This is a genomic window from Bacillus paramycoides (genome assembly GCF_001884235.1).
Taxonomy (GTDB): domain Bacteria; phylum Bacillota; class Bacilli; order Bacillales; family Bacillaceae_G; genus Bacillus_A; species Bacillus_A paramycoides.
The window spans coordinates 63,624-89,230 of sequence record NZ_MAOI01000015.1 but is presented as its reverse complement, the minus strand read 5'-3'; the positions used below and the strand labels follow the sequence as shown (position 1 = coordinate 89,230).

Genomic DNA, 25,607 nt, shown 5'->3' with positions numbered 1-25,607 from the left:
CCCCACTCCTCATTTGCAAGCTATTCAAAAGATGCCGTTACTTAAATGATTCCCATTTCTTTCCCTACTTTTTCATACTTACGAATTGCTTCATCTAACATTTCTTTCGTATGAGCTGCTGTAGGCATATTACGAACGCGTCCTGTTCCTTTTGCTACAGTTGGGAACACGATAGATTTTGCGTATACGCCTTCTTCATTTAGACGTTTACTAAATTCTTGTGTTAATACTTCGTCACCAATAATACAAGGTGTAATTGGTGTTTCGCTTTCTCCAATGTTAAAGCCAAGTTCTTTTAACCCTTGTTTTAAATAGCGACCATTTTCCCATAAACGATCGTGCAACTCTGTGCTTTCCATTAAGATTTCAATTGATCTCATACAAGCAGCTGCATCAGCTGGTGTTAAAGCTGTCGAGAATAAGAATGGACGTGAACGTACTTTTAACCAGTCAATTAAGTTTTGTTTCCCTGCTACATATCCACCAATTACCCCAATTGCTTTTGACAATGTACCAATTTGGAAATCAACTTTATCAGAAAGGCCGAAATGTTTTACAGTGCCTGCACCTTTACCAAGTACACCTGAACCGTGTGCATCATCTACATATGTCATTAAATCCAGCTCTTCTGCAATTTCAACAATTTCTGGTAATTTCGCAATATCTCCATCCATTGAGAAAACACCATCTGTAATAACCATTAATTTATTGTAAAGACCTGATTCTTTTGCCTCGATTGCTTTTTTGCGTAAATCTTCCATATCAGAATGCTTATAAACGATGATTTTCGCTCTTGATAGACGACTACCATCAATAATAGATGCATGGTTTAATTCATCTGAAAGAATCGCATCATTTTTATCCATAACAGCTGAAATCGCTGCCATATTACAGTTAAATCCTGATTGATAAGCAATTGCTGCTTCTGTATGTTTAAACTTCGCAATTGTTTCTTCTAATTTAATATGCAAATCTAAAGTACCGTTAATTGTACGAACAGCTCCTGCCCCAACACCGTACTTATGAATTGCACCAATTGCTGCTTCTTGTAAGCGATTATCAGTCGCTAATCCAAGATAGTTGTTTGAAGATAAGTTAATATATTCTTTTCCGCCAATTGTAATGATTGGTCCATTTGGACTTTCAAGCGGATCAATTACGTTATAAAGCCCCTTTGATTTTAAATCCTCTAAATTTTCTTCTAAAAATTTCGCAAGTGTTTTACTAGACATCGTGAAGCCTCCCATCGTTCATGTAAGCGAATTATTGTCTTAATAGTTCTAATAATCCCTCTACTAGCTTAACACGTTTTCAGAATTTATTATAGAAAAATAGTTTAAAGAAACCGCTTACAATTTTAGATTATATATGATTCGTTACAAGAAATCTATCATTTACTTTTCATATTTGATAGAATAAAAAAAATATTTAGGAGGGTTTCAAACATGGCATTTACAGAATCTGATGTATATAATAATGAAGCATTTTTTGAGCAATATATGAAACGAAGATACCGAGACAATAGCCCCAATGAATCTATTGAAAAACCAGTATTCTTTCAGCTCATTGGTAATGTACAAGGAAAACAAACTCTCGATTTAGGCTGTGGTGACGCTCAGTTTGGTATCGAGTTATTAGAAAATGGTTGCCACTCTTACACTGGCATTGAAGGTTCTCACCTTATGTATGAAAAGGCAATAAAACAACTAGAAAATAAAAATGGCACCATTCATTTTTTAAACCTCAAAGACTACACATACCCTCCTTCTACTTTCGATTTAGTGACATCTAGACTCGCCTTACATTATATTGAACATCTTGATATTATTTTTCAAAATGTGTACAAAACTTTAAAAACAAACGGAACTTTTATTTTTAGCGTTCAACACCCTGTTATTACATCTTCATTTGAAAGCTTGCGAACGGATGGTAAAAGAACTAGCTGGCTCGTCGATGATTATTTTAAAACAGGCAAACGAGTTGAACCGTGGATTGATCAAGAAGTTATTAAATATCATCGTACAACTGAACAATATTTCACGTTATTACAAAAAGCAGGATTTACAATTACAAACTTAAAAGAAGCTTCACCAAATCGAAATTGTTTTCAGAGTGAAGAAGAATACGAACGCCGCTTACGTATTCCCCTCTTTCTATTATTTTCTTGCAAAAAAATAAAAAGACGATGAGGATTCATCGTCTTTTTTCGTTATCTCATTGCCTGAGCAGCCTCTTTAAGTACACGTCTCCCTCTTCCATGCGGGATACAGAGTGGTGTCCCAAATAACGGATCAGTACTTATTTGACACTCCATACGGAATACATCACGTACTAGCTTTTCGTCTACCACTTCCTCAGGCTTACCTTGTGCATATATTTGTTTATCTTGAATGGCTACAATGTTATCTGCATAGCGGCATGCTAAATTTAAATCGTGCAATACCATAACAATCGTTCTTTGCTCTGTTTCGTTTAATTCAAATAATAAATCTAACACTTCAATTTGGTGAGTCATATCTAAATATGTAGTCGGCTCATCCAGTAAAATAATATCGGTATCTTGTGCAAGAGTCATTGCAATCCAAGCACGTTGACGCTGTCCACCTGAAAGGGCATGAACATCACGCTCAGCAAATTCTGTCATACCCGTTGCAGCAAGCGCTTTTTGTACCATTTCCTCATCTTTTTCTGACCAATGCTTTAACCAAGTTTGATATGGATAACGCCCTTGCTTTACAAGTTGCAATACTGTAAGTCCTTCCGGCGCTTGTGGTCCTTGCGGTAAAATTGCCATTTGACGAGCAATTTGCTTCGTTTGTATACTTTGAATCGTTTGATTATCTAATAAAATGTCACCGGATGTTGGCTTTAATAATCTAGCTAGTGAACGTAATAAAGTTGATTTTCCACAACCGTTAGAACCGATAAAGATTGTAATTTCCCCTTTTGGAATTTCTAAATTCAACTCATCAATAATAATTGTTTCACCATAAGACAGCATCAAGCGTTTCGTCTCCAATGCTTTTTGCATATTCATCTCCCTTTATGAATTCCCATTTTTATAAAATAAATAAAATACTGCGTACCAATCGCTGATGTAAATACACCTGCTGGAATTTGTAGTAACGTAAAGAATGTATGTCCAATTAAATCCACGACAAGTATTCAATCTATAGCCACAATTAAACGCCTTGGCAGACGCACATTTTGAATAATAATCTGTTCCTTAGCACCATTAAAATAATACTTACAAAAATACAAATACAAACTGCAATGATTCAAAAAATAAACCAATCCATTTTGCTTCACTTTTTATAATATGCAGTGCTTTTCCTTCAATATAATGATACGTTTTTAGTGTATTTCAACTTAATTCTCGTTGTCAATGATAATGAGAATTATTTTCATTTTCTTCTATTAATAATTAATCGCTGCGAACTTACTACTCGGTTACATTAAACAACGCTTTATTAAATAACATTTTCTAACTAGCTCCCTCTTCTTTGAGCTAGTTATTTTTATTTCACTGAAATGTCATATTATTTCATTTTGTATTTTTATTCCCAATATGTTATATTATAAAAGTAAATAAAATATATTTTCTTTATATCAGAATAGATGTTTTAATCTAAATTTTCTGATTAATCACTATTTTGTTTTCTTTTAGAATTCAAATACTACATTTGAAAACGCTTATTATATAGTTTTCAGGGAAAAATACAATAACGGTTGAAGAAAAAATGAATTATTTCAGAAATTTTCTTTCTATTTCCATATAATTCTATTGACTTCTAAATATTTTGTAAATTAAAATGATTACATAAATATCCGTTATACAGGATTAGGGGGAAACAAAAATGGATGCAGCTTTAAAATTAGACAAAGCTGGAGAGCAACAATCACCAAAGAAACATCCACCAGGGTTGTATTTGTTGTTCTTAACAGAAATGTGGGAAAGATTTAGTTATTATGGAATGCGCGGCCTTTTAGTTCTTTATTTAACAACTGCTGCCATTAGTGGCGGGTTAGGATTTGATAAGGCAGTCGCAGTGCAATTATATGGTACTTTTACCGCTGCAGTATATTTCATGCCAATTATAGGCGGATGGCTAACTGATCATTATATTACAAGACGTCATGCCATTACTCTCGGCGGAATTATTATGGCAATTGGTAACTTTGTACTATTCTCAATGAATACAAAAACAGGACTATTCCTTGGATTAATACTATTAGTTATTGGTAATGGATTCTTCAAACCAAATATTTCTACACTGTTAGGTGAATTGTATGGTGAAAATGATTCACGTCGTGACAGTGCATTTACTATCTTCTATATGGGTATTAACGTAGGTGCTTTCTTCGCTCCACTTATTTGTGGATTTTTAGCAGAAGATTTCTTTAAAACAAGCGCTAATGGCGTCATTGTTATGGGATATAAATACGGATTCTTAGCAGCTTGTATCGGTATGATTATTGGACAAATTGTTTTCAACTTATTAGCTCCTCGTTACCTTGGTAAAGCAGGAACAACAGTTGTCGGTAAAAAATCAAAAAATCAACCTGTAATCGAAAAGAAACCTTTAACAAAACAAGAGAAAAATCGCACTTGGGCAATTGTAATTTTAACTTGTTTCGTAGTATTCTTCTGGGCAGGATTTGAACAAGCTGGTAGTTCTCTAACACTTTATACAAATAAATTTGTTGATCGTACAATTTTCGGTTGGGAAGTTCCAACATCTTGGTTCCAATCAGTTAACCCAGCATTCATCGTACTACTTGCACCATTTGTATCTATGCTATGGTTAAAACTTTCTAAAACAAAACGCGGTGATTTAAAAGTGCCAACAAAAATGGCATTTGGTATGATTTTACTAGGTATAGGTTATCTTGTTTTAACATTAGCAGTTCTAAAAACTGGAAGTAATGAGGCAGATATAACTGTAAAAGCAAACTTATTATTCATCGTTATCACTTATCTCTTCCATACAATTGGTGAGTTATTCTTATCACCAATCGGTCTATCAATGGTAAGTGCCATCGCTCCTGTAAAATTAGCATCATTACTAATGGGAGTATGGTTAGCTGGTACGGGTATGGCTAACTGGTTAGCTGGTAAACTTGCTTCCTTTACACAATCATTAGGATACCTTGAAGTATTTGCAAGTATCGGTATTATCGTTATCGTCTTAGGACTTGTACTCCTTCTCTTCTCTAAAAAAGTTGCGAGTATGATGGAATAACACAAAAAAGACGCTTCTAAAATTAGAAGCGTCTTTTCTATTACTTCTCTTCTAAAGCCGTCACATCCACGTGAACACTTTCTTCAGGATTAGATACATCATACACTTGAGCAATTCCATTCTGCTCGTCACAGCTCTCAATCCATACTGGTACTCCCTCATATGTAACATCAATTCTACTTGAAGAAGATAATATCTGTTTCACACGTTTTACATCCATACTGTTATTCCTCCTTTTACTTATTGCACTCCTTTCTATCTTTTCATTTCCCTTTGGAATATATTCCGTAAAGTAACACTTTGATCGGTAGCCTTTTCCCCCACGTACTAATATTTACTCTCTCAAGCGTTACCATTATTATTTACTTCAAATAAAAAAAGACGTATATTTCACACGTCTTTTTTTCCATAATATTCAAAAATTAAGAAAATAATGTTTTTACTACTTCACTTACTTTATCGTTATGAATTTGATAATACACTTCTAACCCGCGTCTCTCAAAGCGCACTACTTTATTTTGCTTTAGTTTCGTTAAATGCTGTGAAACAGTTGATTGTGGAATTTCTAATACCTCTTGTAATTGTGTTACATTACATGTTCCACGTTGCATTAGTTCCATTACTAGACGTAGACGAAGTGGATGAGCTAATGCTCTTAACATCTGTACGTCTTCTTCTGAAATACGACAGTCAAATTGATTTTGGTTCATAAAGTTCCCCTCATTTTCGTTTTTATTTTCTTATTATTTATTTATATATCTGTTCTTATATTTCCTGTTACGACATAACTTTATCAACCTATAATGCTGAAAAATTTTTCCTCCTTTTATCAGCACACAGTTCTGGAAAAAATCCCTGCTGATTTTGAATATTATACTATATGATATAAAGAAAAAGCAAAACAAAGGGATAGTAGTACTTTGCTTGCAAATGTTGATTTATCAGCCTTTTTGTTATATTTTCACCTTACTGAAATGTACAGTAATGATATTGTAAAATACCGTCCATAATTGATAACCTATCGTAAAGTAATTTGACCATATTTAACCTCTTTGTTACGATAAAAAGGAAATTTAAGTAAGGAGGGGGATGTAATATTAAAAAGTGGTTTATTGTTATTTTCATTAGTATTGCAATTGGCTGGACTATTATCCATAACTTCCTATTAGACAAAAAAGAAGATATAAATTCAGAATCAAACATTCCCATTGGAACTGAAATTGGTAATATCGCCCCTAATTTCCTACTAGAAACAACAAATGGTCAAGAAGTTCATCTTACAGACTATAGAGGAAAAAAAGTAATATTAAACTTTTGGGCAAGTTGGTGTGGTCCGTGCAAAATAGAAATGCCTGATATGGAAAAGTTTTATCATGATACAAAGGATAAAGGGATTGAAATTGTCGCTGTAAATGCCACAGCTACTGAAAAAGATCCGAGTAATGTAAAACAATTTCTTAAAGAAAACAAATACACTTTCCCCGTCCTATTAGATCAGAAAGGACAAGCAGGTGCCGCATATCAAATCATCAGCATTCCAACATCTTTTATTATTGATACAAAAGGTGTCATTCAATATAAGCATGTAGGACCAATGACATATGAAAAAATGAAAGAATATGCAAATAATTTATAAAAGCGTACTCAAATCGATTTGAGTACGCTTTTTGTCTACTTTATGAACAAAATTTTACTTTTAACACTATTATGGAATAATTATACTTTTTTACGTTGACAATAGTGTTGAAGGAGAATATACTAAGCATGTAAGTTGATTGTGAATAGTTTCACAAATAATGTGAATTTCTTCACATATAATAGATAGGAGTTGTCATTATTATGAGTACTTGGACACAAATTTATGACCCATTAAACAATATTTGGTTATCTGCACTAATCGCAGCACTTCCAATTTTCTGCTTCATCATTTGTTTAGTGGGATTCAAAATGAAAGGTTACATCGCTGGTCTTTACAGTGTAATTATTGCTATTATCCTTGCAATATTTGTTTATAAAATGCCTGCAACTGCAGCAGTAGCATCTGCCGGATTCGGGGTTTTATCTGGATTTTATCCAATTTGTACTATCGTTATCGCAGCTATCTTCCTTTACAAATTAACTGTTAAAACAGAACAATTCAATGTCATTCGTGATAGCATTTCAAGTATTACAAATGATCAACGTTTACAAGTATTATTAATCGCTTATTCTTTCGGTGCTTTCTTAGAAGGCGCAGCTGGTTTCGGTGTTCCAGTTGCTATTACAGCTGCATTACTTGTAGGTATGGGCTTTAATCCATTAAAAGCAGCAGGTATTTGCTTAGTAGCTAATATCGCTGGTGGTGCTATGGGTGCTATGGGTATTCCAGTTACAGTACCTGCACAATTAACTGGGCTAGATGCATTAACTGTCGGTCGTCAAGCAGTTTACATTTTGCCATTCATTAGCGTTATTTTACCGTTCTTACTTGTTTCAATGGTCGATGGAATTAAAGGTATTAAAGAAACTTGGCAAGGTATTCTTGTAAGTGGTGTTTCTTTCGCAATTACTCAGTTCCTTGTAACTTACTTCTTAGGCGCTGAACTTACTAATATTTTCGCAGCAGTCGTAAGTATGGTCGCTCTTGCATTATTCTTACGTGTTTGGCAACCAAAATCTTCTGCTAAAGAAGAAAAACGAGAAGAAAAAGAATCTCATACATTCAATCAAATTTTATATGCTTGGTCTCCATTCGTATTCTTAACTGCATTTGTAACAATCTTTAATTTAAAACCAATTAAAGCTTTATTTGCTCCGAATGGTCCATTGGCAAACTTAGTATTTAACATTCAATTCCCTGGTCTTCATAATCAAGTTATAAAAACTGCACCAATCACAAAAGCTGATACACCTTTCGCAGCTATTTTCAAACTAGATGTATTCTCTTCTACAACTACTGCGATTGTATTAGCAATTATCGTTTCACTTATCGTCTACCGTGTAAACGGCAAAATGATCAAAGAATTAATGATTGAAACAATAAAAGAATTAAAAGTTCCAGTATATACAATTTGTAGCGTTATCGCTTTAGCTTATGTAGAGAACTACTCTGGTATGTCATCTACACTTGGACTTGCATTCTCTTCTACTGGAAATGCATTCCCTATTCTTTCTCCAATCTTAGGATGGATTGGCGTATTCATTACAGGTTCAGTAGTATCTAGTGGTTCACTATTCGCACCACTTCAAGCAGTAACTGCAGACCAATTAAACATCGTTCCATCTACTCTCGTTTCATTAAACGTAGTTGGTGGTACAATAGCAAAAATGGTTTCACCACAATCTGTAGCAGTTGCTTGTGCGGCAGTTGGACTAGTTGGTAAAGAATCTGCTCTATTTAAAATAGTGATGAAATATAGTTTAATCTTCTTAGCTATTATTAGCTTACTTCAATTAAATTCTGTATTTAATATCTTTTAAAAATAAAACACCGATCCGTTTGGATCGGTGTTTTTTACATTACATTTTTTTATCCCGCATTAACGGGCAGTAAGACTCCCACCCAAAGGTCGGATGGAGCAAAGAAGTTAGGCGGGAGATCAACTGCCCGTAAACGCCCGATTGGTTCAACTAATAATCAGTGGGGGGATGAACAACCCCCCCACTGATTAAAGTTTCACTTTATTCTTTAATAAAGAAGCTCCAGCAATTTCAGGATGCGTCATTTCATATGGATCCAAAATAATATCCAATTCTTCAGCTGTCAGTACACCATGTTCTAAACATAACTCCCTAACAGATTTTCCTGTTTCAATTGCTTCACGTGCAATACGAGATGCTGCTTCATAGCCAATATGAGGATTAACCGCTGTAATAATCCCAACACTTTTCTCAACATATTGCTTCAGCAACTCTTCATTCGCTGTAATTCCTTTAATACAATATTCACGGAATACACGGAATCCGTTATTCATAATACTGATAGATTGAATTAAATTAAATACAAGTACAGGCTCCATTACGTTTAACTCTAATTGTCCTGCTTCTGACGCTAAGCAAATTGTATGATCATTTCCGATTACTTGGAAAGCGACTTGGTTAATTACTTCTGCCATAACTGGATTTACTTTACCTGGCATAATAGATGAACCCGGCTGACGAGCTGGTAATTGAATCTCAGCCAATCCAACACGTGGACCAGATGCCATAATGCGAAGATCGTTTGCAATTTTAGACATATTCATCATACATACTTTTAGCGCTGCAGATACTTCTGTGTATGCATCTGTATTTTGCGTTGCATCAACCAAGTGCTCTGCACCAACAAGTGGGAATCCACTAAATGTTCGTAAATGTTTTACCACTTGTTCAATGTAAGTAGGATTTGCATTTAATCCTGTGCCAACAGCTGTCGCTCCCATATTCACTTCATATAAATGTTGACGAGACTGTTTAATTCTTTTTATATCACGCTCAAGCACTCGGCTATACGCTTCAAATTCTTGTCCCAGACGAATTGGAACTGCATCTTGCAAATGTGTACGTCCCATTTTAATTACGTGATCAAACTCTTTTGCCTTATCACGAAAAGCAGAATGAAGTTCTTCCATTGTAACAAGTAGTTCTTTTAGCATCATAAGAGTTGCAATATGAATCCCCGTTGGGAACGCATCATTTGTCGATTGTGCCATGTTCACATGAGTATTTGGGCTAATTTTCGTATACCCACCTTTTTCATATCCCATGCGCTCTAGCGCTCTGTTAGCAATGACTTCATTTGTATTCATATTAATTGAAGTCCCTGCCCCGCCCTGAATCGGATCTACGATAAACTGATCATGGAACTTTCCATCAACAATCTCTTGTGCAGCTTCTGCAATCTCTTGTCCGACATCTTTAGCTAAATATCCTGTGTCCATATTTGCGAGTGCCGCCGCTTTTTTCACAATTGCCATCGCTGTAATGAGTGACGGATGAATGCGATACCCTGTAATCGGAAAGTTCTCTACAGCACGTAACGTTTGTACGCCGTAATAAGCTACATTCGGTACTTCCTTTTCACCTAAAAAATCTTTTTCGATACGTATATCCTTCGTTGCTATCATTTTTCATCACCTATACTTTTCATTCTAAATCCTTATTTGAAAATTCCCCCTATAAAAATACGAGTATTATAAGAAGAATTCTTCATCATCCACCTTCACTATATAGCACCTTTTTTGAAAGCGCAAACATTTAATTTTCTATATATCCCTTTTATTAAAGGCTACATGATAGAAAGCCCATTCATTCCTCTATTTTCTTTATTTCCACTCGCTTAATTTGATGCATATCCTTTTCAAGAACTTTGAACTGAATGCCATGTTTCTCAATAATGTCCCCCTCAGCAACGATTTGCTTTTGCATCATAATCCAACCACCAATTGTATCAACATCATCCGCGACTAGATGTATACCAAATAAATCATTTACTTCGCTAATAAGTACTTTCCCCTCTACGATTTTACATACTTCACTTATATGTTCTATAGGTGGAGCCTCATCTTCATCGTATTCATCTCGGATTTCTCCAACAATTTCCTCTAAGATATCTTCTAGTGTGACAATCCCTGCTGTACCACCATATTCATCATATAATACAGCTAGTGGTATTCGCCTTCTTTGCATTTGTAATAATAAATCATGAATCGGGATATTTTCTAACACTTCAATAACCGGCCGTGTATACGGTGTAATTGAGCACTCTTCATCTCGATTCCCATCCATATAACGAATAAATAAGTCCTTTACATTAACCATCCCAATAATTTCATCTTTATCTTCACCAAGTACAGGATATCTCGTGTACTTTTCTTGTGCGATTACTTTAATATGTGTCTCAAATGGCTCATCCTCATATAGACCAACAACTTCAGTACGAGGTACCATAATTTCCTTTGCTACTCTATTATCGAATTCAAAGATGTTATTTACATATTTAAATTCTGTTTGATTAATCTCACCACTCTCATAACTTTCAGATAAGATTAATCTTAGTTCCTCTTCTGAATGCGCTACTTCATGTTCAGAAGCAGGATGTAAGCCAAATAAGCCTGTCACAAGTCGGGCAGAGCCATTTAAAGTCCATATAAATGGATACATAACCCGGTAAAAATAAATAAGCGGTTGTGCTAATAATAAACTAACTTGCTCTGCTTTTTGGATAGCGAACGTCTTTGGAGCAAGTTCACCAATGACAACATGTAAAAATGTAATAACTGCAAATGCAATAATAAATGAAATCGTACTTGCAATTGCGGAAGATAGATGCATTTTAAAAAACAGTGGTTCGAGTAAATGTTTAATCGTCGGCTCTCCTAACCACCCAAGCCCTAAAGCAGTAATCGTAATACCTAGCTGACATGCCGATAAATATTCATCTAAATTTGAAGTTACTTTTTTAGCTGCTAATGCTCCTCGTCTTTTTTCAATAACAAGTTGATCGATACGACTGCTACGTACCTTTATAATTGCAAATTCTATAGCAACAAAGAAACCTGTTAATGCTATAAGAATAGCTACCATCAATAATTTTAAAATATCCACGTATGTCCTTTAGCTTTCTTAGCTAAAGTTACACCTCCTTTAAAAAAGAAGTTTCACTTTAGTTTCTTCATTTACTTGAAAGCAACCCCATATAAAATTCACCAATTTTCAGCTTTCATACAGTTCTAATGGTAAACTGTCGGGGTCTTGGAAAAAGACGAATTTTTTTCCCGTTATTTCATCAACACGTATCAATTCTGTCTCAACCCCGCATTGATTTAAATGTTTAACAGCTTCTTCTATATCAGTAACAGCAAAGGCTAAATGTCTAAGTCCAGCGGCCTCTGGAAAGCTTTGACGCTTCGGTGGACTTTGGAATGAAAATAATTCAATTTGATACTCTTCTCCTACACATAAATCTAACTTATAAGAATTTCGTTCCTTTCTGTATACTTCATTTATCGCTTTAAAACCTAATATTCTCGTATAAAAATCCTTTGACACTTCATAATTCGAACAAATAATTGCAACGTGATGTACTCTACATATGTTCATGATTCTTTTATTCCTCTCTTTACTAAACATGCATATTCTCCCTTTAATTGAAAAACATATATATCAGAATATCTCTTTTAGGGGGCTTATTATGAAATTTATCACTTTTTTCGTCGGACTTATCGTTATTTTTTTCCTTGCCTATATTGCTAGTAACAATAAAAAACATATTAAATTCAAACCAATTTTCATCATGCTTATTATACAGTTAATTTTAACCTATTTATTATTAAATACAGAAATCGGCCTCGTACTTATTACGATAATTTCTAATTTATTTACAAAGTTACTCGACTACGCTGCATCCGGTATAAACTTTGTATTTGGCGGTCTTGCAAACAAAGGAGAAATGCCATTTTTCCTTAACGTGTTATTACCAATTGTCTTTATTTCCGTCTTAATTGGTATATTACAACATTTCAAAATACTGCCATTCTTTATTCATTGGATTGGTTTCTTTCTCAGTAAAATAAATGGTCTTGGGAAATTAGAATCTTACAATGCCATCGCTTCTGCTATTGTCGGTCAATCAGAAGTTTTTATTACGGTAAAAAAACAATTAGCTCAAATCCCAAAACATCGACTTTATACACTTTGCGCCTCTGCTATGTCCACAGTATCTATGTCCATTGTCGGTGCCTATATGACGATGATTGAACCAAAATATGTAGTAACCGCACTCGTTCTCAATTTATTTAGCGGTTTTATTATCGTACTCATTATTAACCCCTATGACGTTAACGATGATGAAGATATTTTGGAAATAAAAGGTGAAAAGCAAAGCTTTTTTGAAATGCTTGGAGAATACATCCTCGATGGTTTTCGCGTAGCAATTGTCGTCGGCGCTATGCTTATTGGATTCGTCGCATTAATGAGTTGCATTAATGACCTATTCCTCGTTATATTCGGCATTACTTTCCAACAACTAATAGGTTATGTATTCGCTCCAATCGCATTCCTTATCGGCGTACCAAGTTCTGAAATTGTCACAGCTGGTAGCATTATGGCAACTAAACTTGTAACAAATGAATTCGTAGCAATGATGGATCTTAGCAAAATTTCCAGTACTCTCTCTATCCGTACAGTTGGTATTATTTCTGTCTTCCTCGTTTCTTTTGCCAACTTCTCTTCCATTGGAATTATCTCAGGTGCGGTAAAAGGGTTAAACGAAGAACAAGGAAATGTCGTTGCCCGATTTGGTCTAAAATTATTATACGGAGCTACTCTTGTTAGTATTTTATCTGCGATTATTGTAAGTATTATGCTGTAATTAGGTAAAATTTTATCATTTTCTTATTCTTATCTTTTGTATACAATAACGAATAGGTGTCTTATAAATAATCAAGACATCTATTTTTTATACATGTACAATCCCTTTTATTTAGCGTACAATATTTTTTTATGTGTTTTAATACGCTTCTAGATGTATACACTTTGATTGTTTTAAAGGAGAAAAAATGATGAAATCCGACATGAACAAAGAAACTCGAGCCACAAAAGGGCGTTCAAAGAAAAAACGCCTACTTTGGTTCATTCTTATTCCATTACTTATTGTAGCGATGGGAGCAGGAGGTTACTCCTTCCACATATATAGTAAAGCAAAATCCGTCTTAAGCAACGCCTATTCTGAATTGGGCCGAGGAGATAAATCCAGCAAACGTGAAAAAGCTGTTAAACCTATGACTGACAATATTTCTGTTCTTATCATGGGTGTAGATGAAAGTGATATCAGGGAAAAAGATTACGGAAAAGCAACTCGTACGGACGCTTTATTACTTGCAACAATTAATAAAAATGATAAATCCGTTAAACTTGTCAGCATTCCACGTGACTCACGTGTTTACATTAAATCACGTGATAAATATGATAAAATTACACATGCACACGTATTTGGTGGTGTAGACAGTACAATTGATACAGTGGAAAATTTTTTAGATGTTCCAGTGGATTACTATGTAAAATTTAATTTCAAATCCTTTATCAATATTGTTGATTCCCTTGGAGGTATTACTGTCGACGTTCCAGTTGAGTTCACAGAACAAAATAGTAGCGACGAAGCAAATGCTATTCACCTCAAAAAAGGACGCCAACATTTAAATGGAGAAGAAGCACTTGCACTAGCTAGAACTCGTCATATTGATAGTGATTATATGCGTGGTCAACGACAACAACTTGTTTTGGAAGCTATTGCCGAAAAAGCACTATCGCTCAATTCCATTAATAAAATCGGAAGCTTATTAGATGCTGTCGATAACGACTTAAAAACAAATTTAGCTTTTGATGATATGATGGCTATTGCCAAAAATTCAATGGATTCAAAATTAAAAATGGATAAGCTACAAGTAGAAGGTACTGATAAATATATAGGTGGTATTTATTATTACGTTCCGAACGAAAAAAGCGTTCAGGATATATCGACAACACTACAAGAACATCTTGGTGTTACGAATAAAAATGAGCATAAAAAATTATAATAAAAAGGCTGCTAGATTTTTCTAAGCAGCCTTTTTATTATAACTTTCAACATATTTCGCATGCATATTGTGACAAAAAGAGACAATTATTACAACAGTGTAACGTTTTTTATGAAAACATTACACACACAGTAAAAATAATAGTATACTAGTACATACATAATGTTATTTTCATCATTTTTATACAAAAAATGTAATACATATATTTATACATAAATTTCTGGGGGGAAATAAATGAAGCTAAGCAAAATACTAATCGGCTCCGCTATTGCTGGTGGCATATTACTTTGTGTAGGTGGCGTTGGTGGATATCAATATGTATCCAAACTAAATAATCAATTAGATACAACTGCACTACCAAACACTACATTTGAAGGTATTTCTCTTGATGGAAAAAATAAAGCAGATATACAAGAAATTGTTAATCAAAAGGTGAATGAATTAAATCAAAAATCTCTTAACTACTCATTCCAAAACGATAAACAAACTTACACATGGAAAGATTTAGGGATCGATTATAAAGAGAAAGATATTGTCGACAAAATCTTTAAAGAACAAGAAGGAACCGTAATGAATCGTTACAAAATGCGCAAGCAAGCTGAAAATGGAGAAATAAAACGCGACTATAAATTAACACCACAATTAAATACAACAGCTTATGAAGCCTTTATAAAAGATAAATATAATGAAACATTAAAAAATCCTGTTAATGCAGAATTAAGTGTGGAAGGTTCAACAGTAAATATTAGTCAAAGTCAAAATGGGGAAAAAATTGATAAAGGAAAATTAACTGATTTAACGAAGCAAGCTATTACTACTGGTAAATCAGATGTTTTATTACCGGTTACACTAATAAAACCAGAACGGTCTACAGAAGATATACAGAAAATGGGGATTAAAGAAGTCATTGCTGAATATTCTACTCCAATGGCTGGCCGTAATGGAAGTCAATCTTTTAACGTAAATAAGTCAGCTAATACTTTAAGTGGAGCTATTGTAGCACCTGATGAAACATTTAGTTTTAACGGACGCGTTGGCGTAACTGATGCTGCACATGGGTATAAATCCGCAGCTGTATACTTGCAAGGTAAAGTTATACAAAGTGCTGGCGGGGGAGTTTGCCAAGTAAGTAGCACATTATATAGCGCAGCTTTAAGAGCTGACTTAGGAATTGTAGCTCGAAGCAACCATTCTATGCCTGTACATTACTTACCACTTGGCCAAGATGCAGCAGTGGCAGATTATGGACCTGATTTAAAATTTAAAAACAATACTGGGAATTATATTTACATTCAAGCCTTTTCAAATGGAGGTAGTATTACTGCACGCATTTTCGGTACAGCTACTGGGAAAGATGTGGACGTTTCTTCTAAAGTGATTAGTGAGACTGGCGATAAAATTACGGCTGTGACATATAAAAAAGTAACACAAAACGGTGAAGTAATCTCAAATGGACAAATTTCAAAAAGCGTATATAAAAAGACGTGATTACTCACGCCTTTTTCTTTTGCAATAATAGTATAAAACTTTCAAGATGATCTTTCGTTTCTTCTAAAGACCACATACGATTTCCTTGCTTCGCAGCTAGTACGCAGGCTTCTTCCCACGCGTTCTTTTTCTTCATATATAATAATTCGTCTCGTAATTTCGAAACAATTTCTTCTTCTTCTTGTTCTAAAAACTCTTCCATCACACTTACTATTTCATTCTCATGGATGCTTAACGTACAATACGATTTGAGAAAGTATTGTAATGTCGTATACATGTTTACTCCCCCCTTCTTATTTGTCAGATGGATAAGAAGTAACAATCTTAAATCCTAATTCCCCTGACTTATCTCTCGCTAAAACAGTTACAGTCTTTACTAGTTTGTCTTTTACACTCATATTTTTCTTTATTACCGTTTTTCCAACCGGGAATGAATGAGTTGTATTCAATACAAGACGAGCTTCTTTAGAGTTTTTTAACCAGTCCTGAATTTCTTTATCGTGTTGCTTCAAACTATCTTTTACAGCTTTCGTCGCTGTTTCTTTATCGTAGTATGTACTTGCTGCTGATACTTTATCTGTCTTCAAACGATTCTTCAAATCCTCTTCTGATTTGCCTACATGCCTTTCAATCGTATGACCATTTTTAGGTGGCCCTTCCATTTCATCTAAAATATTATCACTAATTTTCTCTACTGACGTAGCTTGATTCCCTGTTTGTTTCTCTGTTTTTTGTTCTTTTCCTGCACATCCACTTAAGATCAGCATGAATGCCAATAAACTACTCAAGAAAAGACTGCTTATTCGTTTCATCATATCACCTCTTCCATGATTATTATCGTAACTTCATTAAAAGTCAATTTCGCATAGAAAAAACATGCAAATTTTAAATATCTACACTTATTTCTATACATACTAAACCACATCTTTACTACACAATTGTACTTTTTTACAATTTCTCATTCATTTTCTAAACTCACTGGCCTAATTTCATCAAATCCAACGTTTTTGCACTTTTTTTAAAATATACCCCACTAAATTTCAAATTATTTCCCAAAAAAATCTACCCTATATACACTCGATAATTCCTTTATTCAAAGGATTTATTCAAACTTTATAAAACCAATAAATATACCCCTCATTTCATATACCCAATACCCTTATAAGGTATACTAGTGGTGTTCTATCAACAAATATCTATATTATGTAAATTTCCACTTGCCTATACTATAGAAATATGGTGTAATGCAAAAAAAGATAAAGGATCTTATAACTATGGCAGAAACGATTCAAAACTTCTTAATGGAATATTACTCAATTGCAATACCACTTAGTCTCTTAATCAATGTTGTTATTAGCTTATTAGGGGTTATTCCAAGCATCTTTTTGACCGCTATTAACATACAGCTTTTCGGTTTAACTAACGGAACTATTATTTCAATCGTTGGCGAAGCGTTAGGAGCTATTATCTCGTTTTATATTTATCGCTTAGGCCTTCAAAAATTCACTCACAATAAAGTAAATAAGTACCCACAAGTAGAACGCCTCCTTTATGTAGAAGGTAAAGAAGCCTTCCTACTCGTTCTATCGTTTCGGTTGATACCTTTCATTCCATCAAGCATCGTCACTTTATTTGCAGCTCTAGGGAATATGTCATTACTCTCCTTCAGTATCGCCAGTACAATAGGGAAAATACCGGCCTTATTGATCGAAGTATATTCGGCATACCAAGTTATGAATGGAACAAATGAAGCGAAGTGGATTGTAACAATCGCAGGTTGTATCGGATTATTTTATTTGTGGAAAAAATGGAGAAAAAAATAAAGAAGGAGCATAGGCTCCTTCTTTATTTTTTGAAGTATATTCTATTAATACATATCTCTTACGAATAGAAGTATCTTAGTTTACACCAACAGCACTAAATGATTGCTTAACTGCTGTTACTTCAGCAGAATTCGCACCATATAAATCAGCTGCAGCTTGTACTAAGCCAGCACGAGCTTGACTAAATGTAGTAGATTGCGTGAAATACTGTGTATTTGCACGGTAGTAAATTGCACCTAATTTATCTTTTCCGATACCATTTACAGTTACACCGTAATGTGTACCACCATTTGCTAATAAATAAGCTTCTTTATTAATAATACCGCTGTTTGTATGAACTCCACCGTTATCACTAGTGCCAGTATAACGCTTAGAATAATGATCTGGATCACCATATTTCGTTGGATCGCTCATAGAGCGAAGTGCATCTCCTGCTTTACCAGGCGTGTAAATATCTTCACCAATCTCCCAATCTGGGTTACGGTTATCATAAAACTCTACTAATGTACCAAAAATATCAGAAACTGCTTCATTTAACGCTCCTGATTCATTTTGATAAATTAAATTTGAGCTATTTTCCGTAACAGCATGTGTTAATTCATGACCAATAACATCAATTCCACCAGATAATGAAGTAAATGTTACACCATCTCCATCACCATACACCATTTGCGAACCGTTCCAGAAGGCGTTATTGTAGTTACTTCCATAATGAACCGTTGATTTCAATGGTGCACCGGCATCATTAATAGAGTTACGATTAAACGTATTTTTATAATAATCATACGTGATACCCGCATAGTAATGTGCATCTACTGCCGCTGTATCATATTTTGCATTGAAAACATTATCTGCATCTGCCCATAACGTTCCTGGTAATGTTGAACGGTTTTTCGCATCATATGTGAAAATCGTTGCTCCGCGCGTATTATCTTGTAAGTAGTAAGATGACCCAGATAACGTTGTATTAAGCGACTTCGTATCACCTAACACTCCAATACCTGTTCCCACTTTATTCGTTCCTGTAACAGGCTTTACAACCGCTTTCGCATCCTGTTTAGGAGCATCTTGTTTAACTGGTGACTTATCATCATTGGTCACATGATCAATTGTATTGTATTTATTTAACACTTTTCCGCTTTCTGCTTCAATGAAATAGTAGTAGTTTCCTGGACTTGGATCTAAGAAGTTCAAGTTTACAACGTATGCATACGTTGTTTCTTCACCATTTTGATATACATATAAGTCCGCTTTTGGCTCCACTTCATACTTCGGTGTTACTCCTAAATCTTGTTGCGCGATTTCAATTGCTTTTGCGCCTTCAATCTTATTCTTATTTTTTAACTTGTCCTTCTTGTCCAAATCAGGCGCAACTGTTCCAGACAATACTTTTAAAGAACCATCCTTACTTACGTGAGCTACTTGAGTAGACCCCCATACAGGTACTCCCTCATAAACTTGTTGCATACGTACTACTGTTGAATCAGTTACAGAGTCTTTTTTCACTTGTTTCACTTTGAAAGAATCTTGAGCACTCTTTTCCCCTAGCTTATAATCACCTTTTGCCGCATTTAAGTAATCAAACACGACAGATTCCGCTTTATTTCCAGTTGCTCCAGTTAGATCACCAGAAATAAACTCAGGTGACTGCACTGTCTCGTTGTACTTCTTCGTAGAGAGCACATTTTTAGAATCTGCAAACGCAGAGCCTGTCCCTCCAAACGTTGTAACTGCCATTCCTGCCGCTAAAACTAATGCTAAACTCTTCTTTTTCATATAACCTTCCCCCTAATAAAAAATTTTTGAAAAAGAGTAATTTTATATTAGCATTATGTTTTCACTATTAATATACTAAAAATTCAATTAATTATTTTCTCAAGTTTTGTAGAATTTTAGGGAGCAAATATTGAGAAACCCCTTTCCGTTTGGAAAGGGGTTTCTTTATTATGAATTAATTTGTTGAACTGTTTTAGCTTCTTGACCAAGAACGTCTGGTTTCCAAGCATACTGAATATCTAATACTATTGCTGCAATTGCCATAATCACAAATGTCCCTGCGATAAACTTCTTCATAATCTCACTCCTTCTTATTCTTCTAATAATTTTATTGCTAACTTATAATAATAATTACTTTCTTTAAAATCCCCAAATTCTTCTAAGTATTCCGCTAGCTCTAAGTATATAGTTTTTAAATCTTTTATATTGTTTTCAGCTTTAAAGAAAGGAACTACCTCTGTTTCTAAAAATCTCTTATAGGCATCCCTTTTTTCAAAATACTTATATTGTAAACTTAATAGTAAATATAGCATTCCCTTGTATCTTTCATCTTTCCTTGCAGCCAAAATACCTGTTTCAATCCATTTTTTCGCTTCTTCAAACTCTCCTAATTGAATACATTGTAAGGAAAGCTCATACATAGCATCAATATAATTCATATCTTCTTCTTTTTTATATTTCAGGCACTCTATATAATACTCTTTCGCCTTCGCATAATTCTTTTGTCGGTAATACAAATAGCCAATATTATTTAAAGCAATTGACATAATATTATCTTTATCCGCAAAAGAATTCGCTTCCCTTAAAATATGATTATAGATTTCCATTGCCTCATTATATTGTTTTTTTCTAGTATAACTAAATGCAATTAGAAATTGACAATTAATTATATTTCTAAACTTATATTCACTCTTAAAACCTTCTAATGCAACATTTGCAAAGTATAAAGTCATGTGGTCTATTTCCATCTGACTATATGTGAGTGCTAAATTATAATATATTCCCGTTTCATAATAACCTAGTTCTTTCGCCATAGTTTCCGTTTTCAGCAAGTACTCCAAGGCCTGTGTATATTTATACTGCAAAGAATATAACAAAGCCCTACTATACGTATAAAGCATTTTTTGAAATGGTGAATATTTCTTATACACCTTTTTCAATCTATCCAATTCCTCTTCCAGAGCTGATAGGTCCCTTTTCATAATTAAATAACGTGTATAAAGCAGTTTATAATAATTTATAATTTCAAAATCTAAAACATGCTGCATTTCACCTTGTAACTCTTCATATATGCGTTCTACCTGCTGCTTGTCCAAATGAATTAGTGCATTCAACCACTCATCCAACTTCACTTTCACATCTTCTTCTACATCTCTCAAATCCGTCACGGCAATTTCTAGTCTCGTGCAGAGCAATTGTAGAATCTCTTCTGATGCTTCTATCTTTCCATTTTCGATCTTACTTAAGTATGAGACAGAACAAATGCCCTGACATAATTCTTCTTGTGTCATTTTTTGCTGTAGCCGTTTATAAAAAACTTGCTTGCCTATTTTTTCTAATGTTTGTTGCATTGTCCTCCTCCATTCTCATTACCCCCATTACTCTAATAATACATAAAATCTAGAGAAATATAAATTGATAAATGTAAATTTTCTAAAAAATATGCATTATTTCATTTTTTTCTCTCTTGACTTCAAACCCATACTACTTCTTTGCTACGAAAGGGGGAAAATTGGTATACTATAACCAAATTACGGAGGTGTTTTCGCAATGAATCATTATAAAGACGATAGTTACGCCTTACATACAGATTTATATCAAATCAACATGGCTTATACATATTGGAAAGATGGTATTCATAATCGCCGTTCTGTTTTTGATTTATACTTTCGAAAGCTTCCATTTGAAAACGGCTATGCTGTTTTTGCTGGTCTTGAGAAAATTGTAGCGTACATAGAAAACTTCAGCTTTACCGAAAGCGATCTCGCTTATTTAGCAGAGCTACAATTTGAAGAAGACTTCCTTCATTATTTACAAAATATGAAATTCACTGGAACGGTTCGTAGTATGCAAGAAGGTGAAGTTGTTTTTAATAACGAACCTTTATTACGTGTTGATGCACCGCTCGGCGAGGCACAAATCATTGAAACCGCCCTCTTAAACATTGTAAATTACCAAACATTGATTGCTACAAAAGCCGCACGTATGAAGCACGCTGCAAATAATGATGAACTTTTAGAGTTTGGTACAAGGCGCGCTCATGAGTTCGATGCTGCTCTTTGGGGGACACGCGCTGCCTTTATTGGCGGGTTTTCTTCTACAAGTAACGTTCGGGCTGGAAAACGCTTCGGCATTCCTGTAGCTGGCACACATGCCCACTCTTTCGTTCAAGCATATCGCGATGAATATGTTGCGTTTAAAAAATATGCTGAAACACATAAAAAATGTGTATTTCTTGTCGATACATACGACACATTGAAATCCGGTGTCCCAAATGCGATTCGTGTTGCAAAAGAGTTCGGGGATCGTATCGATTTTTATGGTATTCGCCTTGATAGTGGTGATATGGCTTATTTATCAAAAGAAGCAAGAAAACTACTTGATGCAGCTGGATTTACAAACACAAAAATTATCGCTTCTAGTGATTTAGATGAATATACGATTATGCACTTGAAATCTCAAGGGGCAAAAATTGATGTATGGGGTGTTGGTACAAAACTAATCACCTCCTTTGAACAGCCAGCATTAGGCGCTGTCTACAAACTAGTTGCCATTGAAGATGCTGACGGAAAATTAAATGATACGATTAAGATTTCATCTAATCCTGAAAAAATTACAACTCCAGGACTTAAACGAATTTATCGTATTATCAATCGAGTTAACGATCATGCAGAGGGCGATTATATTGCTTTAGATTCTGAAGAACCCGGAAAAGAAGAACGTTTAAAAATGTTTCATCCTGTTCATACATATATAAGTAAATTCGTAACCAACTTTGAAGCACGCGAATTGCATAAAGACATTTTCGTTAACGGTAAAAGAGCGTATGAACTACCAAACATATTAGATATTCAAAGATATAATGAAAACAGTCTCGCACTATTTTGGGAAGAATATATGCGAACTTTAAATCCCGAAGAGTACCCTGTAGATTTAAGCCAAGAATGTTGGGATCATAAAATGGATTACATTCAAACTGTTCGAGAAAAGGTTGCGAAAAATATACAAAAATAAACAGAGAAGTTTCCCCCTTCTCTGTTTTCTTAACACCATATAAAATATATTAAAATAATACTTGTTATTATTTTATCAAGATTCATTTTCAACAAAATAGCTAAGACTAAAAATAAGAGAGGGCGTAATCGCGCCCTCTCTTATTTTTATAAATCTTTCACTCTCAGTACACGCATTGCATTTAAAACTGCAAGTAATGTCACACCAACATCTGAGAAGACCGCTTCCCACATTGTTGCAATACCAAATGCGCCAAGTAATAACACTACCCCTTTTATCCCTAATGCAAATATAATATTTTGCCATACAATACTACGTGTACGTTTTGCAATTTTTACAGCTGTTGCGATTTTTGAAGGTTCATCAGTCATAATAACGATATCAGCAGCTTCAATCGCCGCATCTGATCCTAAACCACCCATCGCAATACCAACGTCCGCTCGTGCTAATACTGGTGTATCGTTAATACCATCACCAACGAAAGCAACCTTTTCTTTCCCGTGTTTTGCTGCATCAATTTTTTCGATTTCTTCTACTTTTTGTTGTGGTAATAATTCTGCATGAACTTCGTCTAATCCTAATTCCTTACCAACAGCTTCACCAACTGGTTTTGCATCACCAGTTAACATGACTGTCTTCTTAATACCTAATTCTTTTAACTTTTGAATGGCTTGTTTTGAATCCTCTTTTACCTCATCAGAGATAACAATATAACCTGCATATTTACCATTTACAGCAACATGAACTAGTGTACCTACTGTATCTGGTTGCTTAAATGTAATGTTTTCTTTTCTCATTAATTTGGCATTACCTGCGAAAATTTCTTTTCCTTTTACTTTTACAACCGTACCATGACCAGAAATTTCACTATAGTCTTCAATGCTATTTTCATCGATTGATTTTCCATATGCAGTTCGAATAGATTGTGCAATCGGATGATTTGAATACACTTCAGCAAACGCTGCATACTCTAAAAGTTCTTCACTTGTAGTACCTTCACTCGGCTCCATTTTTGTAACTTTAAAGACACCTTTTGTTAATGTTCCTGTTTTATCAAAAACGATATATTTCACATCATTCAATGCCTCTAAATAGTTACTTCCTTTTACTAAAATACCACTTTTAGATGCCCCACCAATACCTCCAAAGAAGCCAAGAGGAATGGATACAACTAGCGCACATGGACACGAGATAACTAAGAATACTAGCGCTCTATAAATCCAATCTGAGAACGTAGCACCTTCTAAAATAAGCGGTGGAATAAATGCCATAATCGCCGCTGTTATAACTACAACCGGAGTGTAATAACGTGCAAACTTCGTAATAAAGTTTTCTGTTGGTGCCTTTTTGCTACTTGCATTTTGTACTAAGTCTAAAATTTTCGATACGGTAGATTCACCGAACTCTTTTGTAACTTCAATTGTTAATACACCATTTTGGTTTACAAAACCACTTAATACATCATTACCAACTTCTACTTCACGCGGTACAGATTCACCTGTTAACGCTGAAGTATCCATCATTGATGTTCCCTCGACTACTTTTCCATCTAACGGTACTTTTTCACCTGGTTTCACGATAATATAATCGCCGATTTGTACATCTTCTGGTGATACTTGTTTCGTTTCATTTCCAACTTTCACATTTGCATAATCAGGACGAATATCCATTAATGAAGTAATTGATTTTCGAGAGCGATTTACTGCAATACTTTGGAACAATTCCCCTACTTGATAGAATAACATTACCGCAACTGCTTCTGGATATTGCTGAATTGCAAAGGCTCCTAAAGTTGCAATTGCCATTAAAAAGTTTTCATCAAACAATTGGCCGCGCGTTATGTTTCTTACCGCTCTCCAAACAATATCTCCGCCAATTAATAAATACGCAAGGACGAATAATGGAATTGTTATCATTTGCGGTAATCCGGCTAACGCAGCAATCCCTGTCAAAATTCCACCGACTACTAATCGTCCTATCATCTTTTTCACATTTCCATCACCATGATCATGACCGTGATCGTGTCCTTTTTCCTCTTCACGAACAACTTTTACATCTGGTTCTAACTTTTGAACGACATTTTTTATATCCTGTACAGTCGATTCAAGCTCTCGTTTATTTGCAACTTCTACTCTTAATTTCTTTGACACGAAATCAACAGTTGCTTCTGAAACTGTTGGCATTTCTTTTACCTTCGTTTCAATCTTCATTGCACAATTCGCACAGTCTAAACCTTCTAATATAAATACTTCTTTTGCCGCTTTTGTTTTTTGCTCTTCTTGCACTTTAATGTGCGGCTCTAATTTTGTAACAAGTTGCTTCGCTTCCGTAACAACTTGATTTTCTTTATTTTGCGGTGTTTCTAAAAGCATCGTCTTTGTTACGAAGTTTACAGAACAAGACGTTACTCCTTCTATATTCCCAACACCCTTTTCAATTTTCATTGCACAATTTGCACAATCTAAACCTTCTAGCATAAGTTTCTTTTTCACTAATGCTTCTGCCATCGT

At 34.6% G+C, this 25,607-nt stretch carries 22 protein-coding genes; 9 read left to right on the top strand and 13 right to left on the bottom strand.

Going from position 1 to position 25,607, the window contains the following annotated elements:
• Positions 1 to 41: 41 nt before the first annotated feature.
• Positions 42 to 1,232 carry a glycine C-acetyltransferase gene (locus tag BAU28_RS01915; RefSeq protein ID WP_002174837.1) on the bottom strand — a complete coding sequence of 397 codons (1,191 nt, stop codon included), beginning with the start codon at positions 1,230 to 1,232 and terminating at the stop codon, positions 42 to 44.
• Positions 1,233 to 1,445: 213 nt separating this feature from the next.
• Here BAU28_RS01915 and BAU28_RS01910 point away from each other — a divergent pair, with 213 nt between their 5' ends.
• Positions 1,446 to 2,189 carry a class I SAM-dependent methyltransferase gene (locus BAU28_RS01910; RefSeq protein WP_071717550.1) on the top strand — a complete coding sequence of 248 codons (744 nt, stop codon included), beginning with the start codon at positions 1,446 to 1,448 and terminating at the stop codon, positions 2,187 to 2,189.
• Positions 2,190 to 2,209: 20 nt separating this feature from the next.
• On the opposite strand, the gene BAU28_RS01905 is transcribed toward BAU28_RS01910, so the two are convergent.
• Positions 2,210 to 3,031, bottom strand: a complete 822-nt coding sequence (locus BAU28_RS01905; protein ID WP_071717549.1) for an ABC transporter ATP-binding protein — start codon at positions 3,029 to 3,031, stop codon at positions 2,210 to 2,212.
• Between the two features lie 826 nt (positions 3,032 to 3,857).
• Here BAU28_RS01905 and BAU28_RS01900 point away from each other — a divergent pair.
• A complete protein-coding gene (locus BAU28_RS01900; protein ID WP_071717548.1) occupies positions 3,858 to 5,243 on the top strand; it encodes a peptide MFS transporter in 1,386 nt (461 codons plus the stop codon).
• A 40-nt stretch (positions 5,244 to 5,283) separates the two neighbouring features.
• Here BAU28_RS01900 and BAU28_RS01895 read toward each other — a convergent pair whose 3' ends face one another.
• Together BAU28_RS01895 and BAU28_RS01890 are read right to left on the bottom strand one after the other, a co-directional pair.
• On the bottom strand, positions 5,284 to 5,463 hold the full coding sequence (locus BAU28_RS01895) for an acid-soluble spore protein H (protein WP_071717547.1): 180 nt from the start codon (positions 5,461 to 5,463) through the stop codon (positions 5,284 to 5,286).
• A gap of 202 nt (positions 5,464 to 5,665) precedes the next feature.
• On the bottom strand, positions 5,666 to 5,953 hold the full coding sequence (locus BAU28_RS01890) for an ArsR/SmtB family transcription factor (RefSeq protein WP_001075217.1): 288 nt from the start codon (positions 5,951 to 5,953) through the stop codon (positions 5,666 to 5,668).
• A 386-nt stretch (positions 5,954 to 6,339) separates the two neighbouring features.
• On the opposite strand from BAU28_RS01890, the gene BAU28_RS01880 reads away from it, so the two are divergent.
• Together BAU28_RS01880 and BAU28_RS01875 are read left to right on the top strand one after the other, a co-directional pair.
• Positions 6,340 to 6,879: a TlpA disulfide reductase family protein gene (locus BAU28_RS01880; protein WP_331457078.1), complete on the top strand. Its 540-nt coding sequence runs from the start codon at positions 6,340 to 6,342 to the stop codon at positions 6,877 to 6,879.
• A 203-nt stretch (positions 6,880 to 7,082) separates the two neighbouring features.
• Positions 7,083 to 8,702, top strand: coding sequence for a lactate permease LctP family transporter (locus BAU28_RS01875; protein WP_071717545.1), 1,620 nt, complete (start codon positions 7,083 to 7,085; stop codon positions 8,700 to 8,702).
• A gap of 188 nt (positions 8,703 to 8,890) precedes the next feature.
• On the opposite strand, the gene aspA is transcribed toward BAU28_RS01875, so the two are convergent.
• From aspA to gloA2, 3 genes are all read right to left on the bottom strand, one after another.
• The gene (gene aspA, locus BAU28_RS01870; protein WP_071717544.1) at positions 8,891 to 10,327 is read right to left on the bottom strand and encodes an aspartate ammonia-lyase; all 1,437 of its coding nucleotides are present in this window, start codon (positions 10,325 to 10,327) and stop codon (positions 8,891 to 8,893) included.
• A 181-nt stretch (positions 10,328 to 10,508) separates the two neighbouring features.
• Positions 10,509 to 11,807: a hemolysin family protein gene (locus BAU28_RS01865; protein ID WP_048370695.1), complete on the bottom strand. Its 1,299-nt coding sequence runs from the start codon at positions 11,805 to 11,807 to the stop codon at positions 10,509 to 10,511.
• A gap of 108 nt (positions 11,808 to 11,915) precedes the next feature.
• The gene (gene gloA2, locus BAU28_RS01860) at positions 11,916 to 12,302 is read right to left on the bottom strand and encodes an SMU1112c/YaeR family gloxylase I-like metalloprotein (protein ID WP_025149778.1); all 387 of its coding nucleotides are present in this window, start codon (positions 12,300 to 12,302) and stop codon (positions 11,916 to 11,918) included.
• A 91-nt stretch (positions 12,303 to 12,393) separates the two neighbouring features.
• On the opposite strand from gloA2, the gene BAU28_RS01855 reads away from it, so the two are divergent.
• From BAU28_RS01855 to BAU28_RS01845, 3 genes are all read left to right on the top strand, one after another.
• A complete protein-coding gene (locus BAU28_RS01855) occupies positions 12,394 to 13,572 on the top strand; it encodes a NupC/NupG family nucleoside CNT transporter (protein ID WP_048370693.1) in 1,179 nt (392 codons plus the stop codon).
• Between the two features lie 187 nt (positions 13,573 to 13,759).
• The gene (locus BAU28_RS01850) at positions 13,760 to 14,776 is read left to right on the top strand and encodes an LCP family glycopolymer transferase (protein WP_071717543.1); all 1,017 of its coding nucleotides are present in this window, start codon (positions 13,760 to 13,762) and stop codon (positions 14,774 to 14,776) included.
• Positions 14,777 to 15,010: 234 nt separating this feature from the next.
• Positions 15,011 to 16,264, top strand: coding sequence for a VanW family protein (locus BAU28_RS01845; RefSeq protein WP_071717542.1), 1,254 nt, complete (start codon positions 15,011 to 15,013; stop codon positions 16,262 to 16,264).
• 4 nt (positions 16,265 to 16,268) lie between these two features.
• Here BAU28_RS01845 and BAU28_RS01840 read toward each other — a convergent pair whose 3' ends face one another.
• Entirely contained in the window at positions 16,269 to 16,541 is a 273-nt protein-coding gene (locus tag BAU28_RS01840) for a hypothetical protein (RefSeq protein ID WP_025149774.1), read from the bottom strand.
• Between the two features lie 16 nt (positions 16,542 to 16,557).
• Positions 16,558 to 17,076: an RNase A-like domain-containing lipoprotein gene (locus BAU28_RS01835; RefSeq protein WP_048370687.1), complete on the bottom strand. Its 519-nt coding sequence runs from the start codon at positions 17,074 to 17,076 to the stop codon at positions 16,558 to 16,560.
• A 462-nt stretch (positions 17,077 to 17,538) separates the two neighbouring features.
• Between BAU28_RS01835 and BAU28_RS01830 the strand changes: the two genes are divergently transcribed.
• Positions 17,539 to 18,087, top strand: coding sequence for a TVP38/TMEM64 family protein (locus BAU28_RS01830; protein WP_025149772.1), 549 nt, complete (start codon positions 17,539 to 17,541; stop codon positions 18,085 to 18,087).
• A gap of 75 nt (positions 18,088 to 18,162) precedes the next feature.
• On the opposite strand, the gene BAU28_RS01825 is transcribed toward BAU28_RS01830, so the two are convergent.
• The 3 genes from BAU28_RS01825 to BAU28_RS01820 all read right to left on the bottom strand — a co-directional run bounded on the left by BAU28_RS01825 (position 18,163) and on the right by BAU28_RS01820 (position 21,434).
• The gene (locus BAU28_RS01825) at positions 18,163 to 19,863 is read right to left on the bottom strand and encodes a M4 family metallopeptidase (protein ID WP_071717541.1); all 1,701 of its coding nucleotides are present in this window, start codon (positions 19,861 to 19,863) and stop codon (positions 18,163 to 18,165) included.
• A 168-nt stretch (positions 19,864 to 20,031) separates the two neighbouring features.
• A complete protein-coding gene (locus BAU28_RS30200) occupies positions 20,032 to 20,160 on the bottom strand; it encodes an NprX family peptide pheromone (protein ID WP_131801197.1) in 129 nt (42 codons plus the stop codon).
• Positions 20,161 to 20,174: 14 nt separating this feature from the next.
• A complete protein-coding gene (locus BAU28_RS01820) occupies positions 20,175 to 21,434 on the bottom strand; it encodes a tetratricopeptide repeat protein (RefSeq protein ID WP_071717540.1) in 1,260 nt (419 codons plus the stop codon).
• Between the two features lie 199 nt (positions 21,435 to 21,633).
• On the opposite strand from BAU28_RS01820, the gene BAU28_RS01815 reads away from it, so the two are divergent.
• Complete coding sequence (locus tag BAU28_RS01815) at positions 21,634 to 23,097, top strand: nicotinate phosphoribosyltransferase (RefSeq protein WP_071717539.1); 1,464 nt, start codon at positions 21,634 to 21,636, stop codon at positions 23,095 to 23,097.
• Between the two features lie 146 nt (positions 23,098 to 23,243).
• Here the strand turns inward: BAU28_RS01815 and BAU28_RS01810 are convergent, their stop codons facing one another.
• Positions 23,244 to 25,604, bottom strand: coding sequence for a heavy metal translocating P-type ATPase (locus tag BAU28_RS01810; RefSeq protein ID WP_071717538.1), 2,361 nt, complete (start codon positions 25,602 to 25,604; stop codon positions 23,244 to 23,246).
• Between the last annotated feature and the right edge of the window lie 3 nt (positions 25,605 to 25,607).

Bases quoted from the DNA above. Each gene is read 5' to 3' on its own strand.
- BAU28_RS30200 (WP_131801197.1), bottom strand. From the start codon at position 20,160: ATGAAGAAGTTTATCGCAGGGACATTTGTGATTATGGCAATTGCAGCA.
- BAU28_RS01895 (WP_071717547.1), bottom strand. From the start codon at position 5,463: ATGGATGTAAAACGTGTGAAACAGATATTATCTTCTTCAAGTAGAATT.
- BAU28_RS01845 (WP_071717542.1), top strand. From the start codon at position 15,011: ATGAAGCTAAGCAAAATACTAATCGGCTCCGCTATTGCTGGTGGCATA.
- BAU28_RS01830 (WP_025149772.1), top strand. From the start codon at position 17,539: ATGGCAGAAACGATTCAAAACTTCTTAATGGAATATTACTCAATTGCA.
- BAU28_RS01815 (WP_071717539.1), top strand. From the start codon at position 21,634: ATGAATCATTATAAAGACGATAGTTACGCCTTACATACAGATTTATAT.
- BAU28_RS01855 (WP_048370693.1), top strand. From the start codon at position 12,394: ATGAAATTTATCACTTTTTTCGTCGGACTTATCGTTATTTTTTTCCTT.
- BAU28_RS01850 (WP_071717543.1), top strand. From the start codon at position 13,760: ATGATGAAATCCGACATGAACAAAGAAACTCGAGCCACAAAAGGGCGT.
- BAU28_RS01835 (WP_048370687.1), bottom strand. From the start codon at position 17,076: ATGAAACGAATAAGCAGTCTTTTCTTGAGTAGTTTATTGGCATTCATG.
- BAU28_RS01910 (WP_071717550.1), top strand. From the start codon at position 1,446: ATGGCATTTACAGAATCTGATGTATATAATAATGAAGCATTTTTTGAG.
- BAU28_RS01875 (WP_071717545.1), top strand. From the start codon at position 7,083: ATGAGTACTTGGACACAAATTTATGACCCATTAAACAATATTTGGTTA.
- BAU28_RS01915 (WP_002174837.1), bottom strand. From the start codon at position 1,232: ATGTCTAGTAAAACACTTGCGAAATTTTTAGAAGAAAATTTAGAGGAT.
- BAU28_RS01840 (WP_025149774.1), bottom strand. From the start codon at position 16,541: ATGTATACGACATTACAATACTTTCTCAAATCGTATTGTACGTTAAGC.
- BAU28_RS01905 (WP_071717549.1), bottom strand. From the start codon at position 3,031: ATGCAAAAAGCATTGGAGACGAAACGCTTGATGCTGTCTTATGGTGAA.
- BAU28_RS01900 (WP_071717548.1), top strand. From the start codon at position 3,858: ATGGATGCAGCTTTAAAATTAGACAAAGCTGGAGAGCAACAATCACCA.
- aspA (WP_071717544.1), bottom strand. From the start codon at position 10,327: ATGATAGCAACGAAGGATATACGTATCGAAAAAGATTTTTTAGGTGAA.
- BAU28_RS01890 (WP_001075217.1), bottom strand. From the start codon at position 5,953: ATGAACCAAAATCAATTTGACTGTCGTATTTCAGAAGAAGACGTACAG.
- BAU28_RS01825 (WP_071717541.1), bottom strand. From the start codon at position 19,863: ATGAAAAAGAAGAGTTTAGCATTAGTTTTAGCGGCAGGAATGGCAGTT.
- BAU28_RS01820 (WP_071717540.1), bottom strand. From the start codon at position 21,434: ATGCAACAAACATTAGAAAAAATAGGCAAGCAAGTTTTTTATAAACGG.
- gloA2 (WP_025149778.1), bottom strand. From the start codon at position 12,302: ATGAACATATGTAGAGTACATCACGTTGCAATTATTTGTTCGAATTAT.
- BAU28_RS01810 (WP_071717538.1), bottom strand. From the start codon at position 25,604: ATGGCAGAAGCATTAGTGAAAAAGAAACTTATGCTAGAAGGTTTAGAT.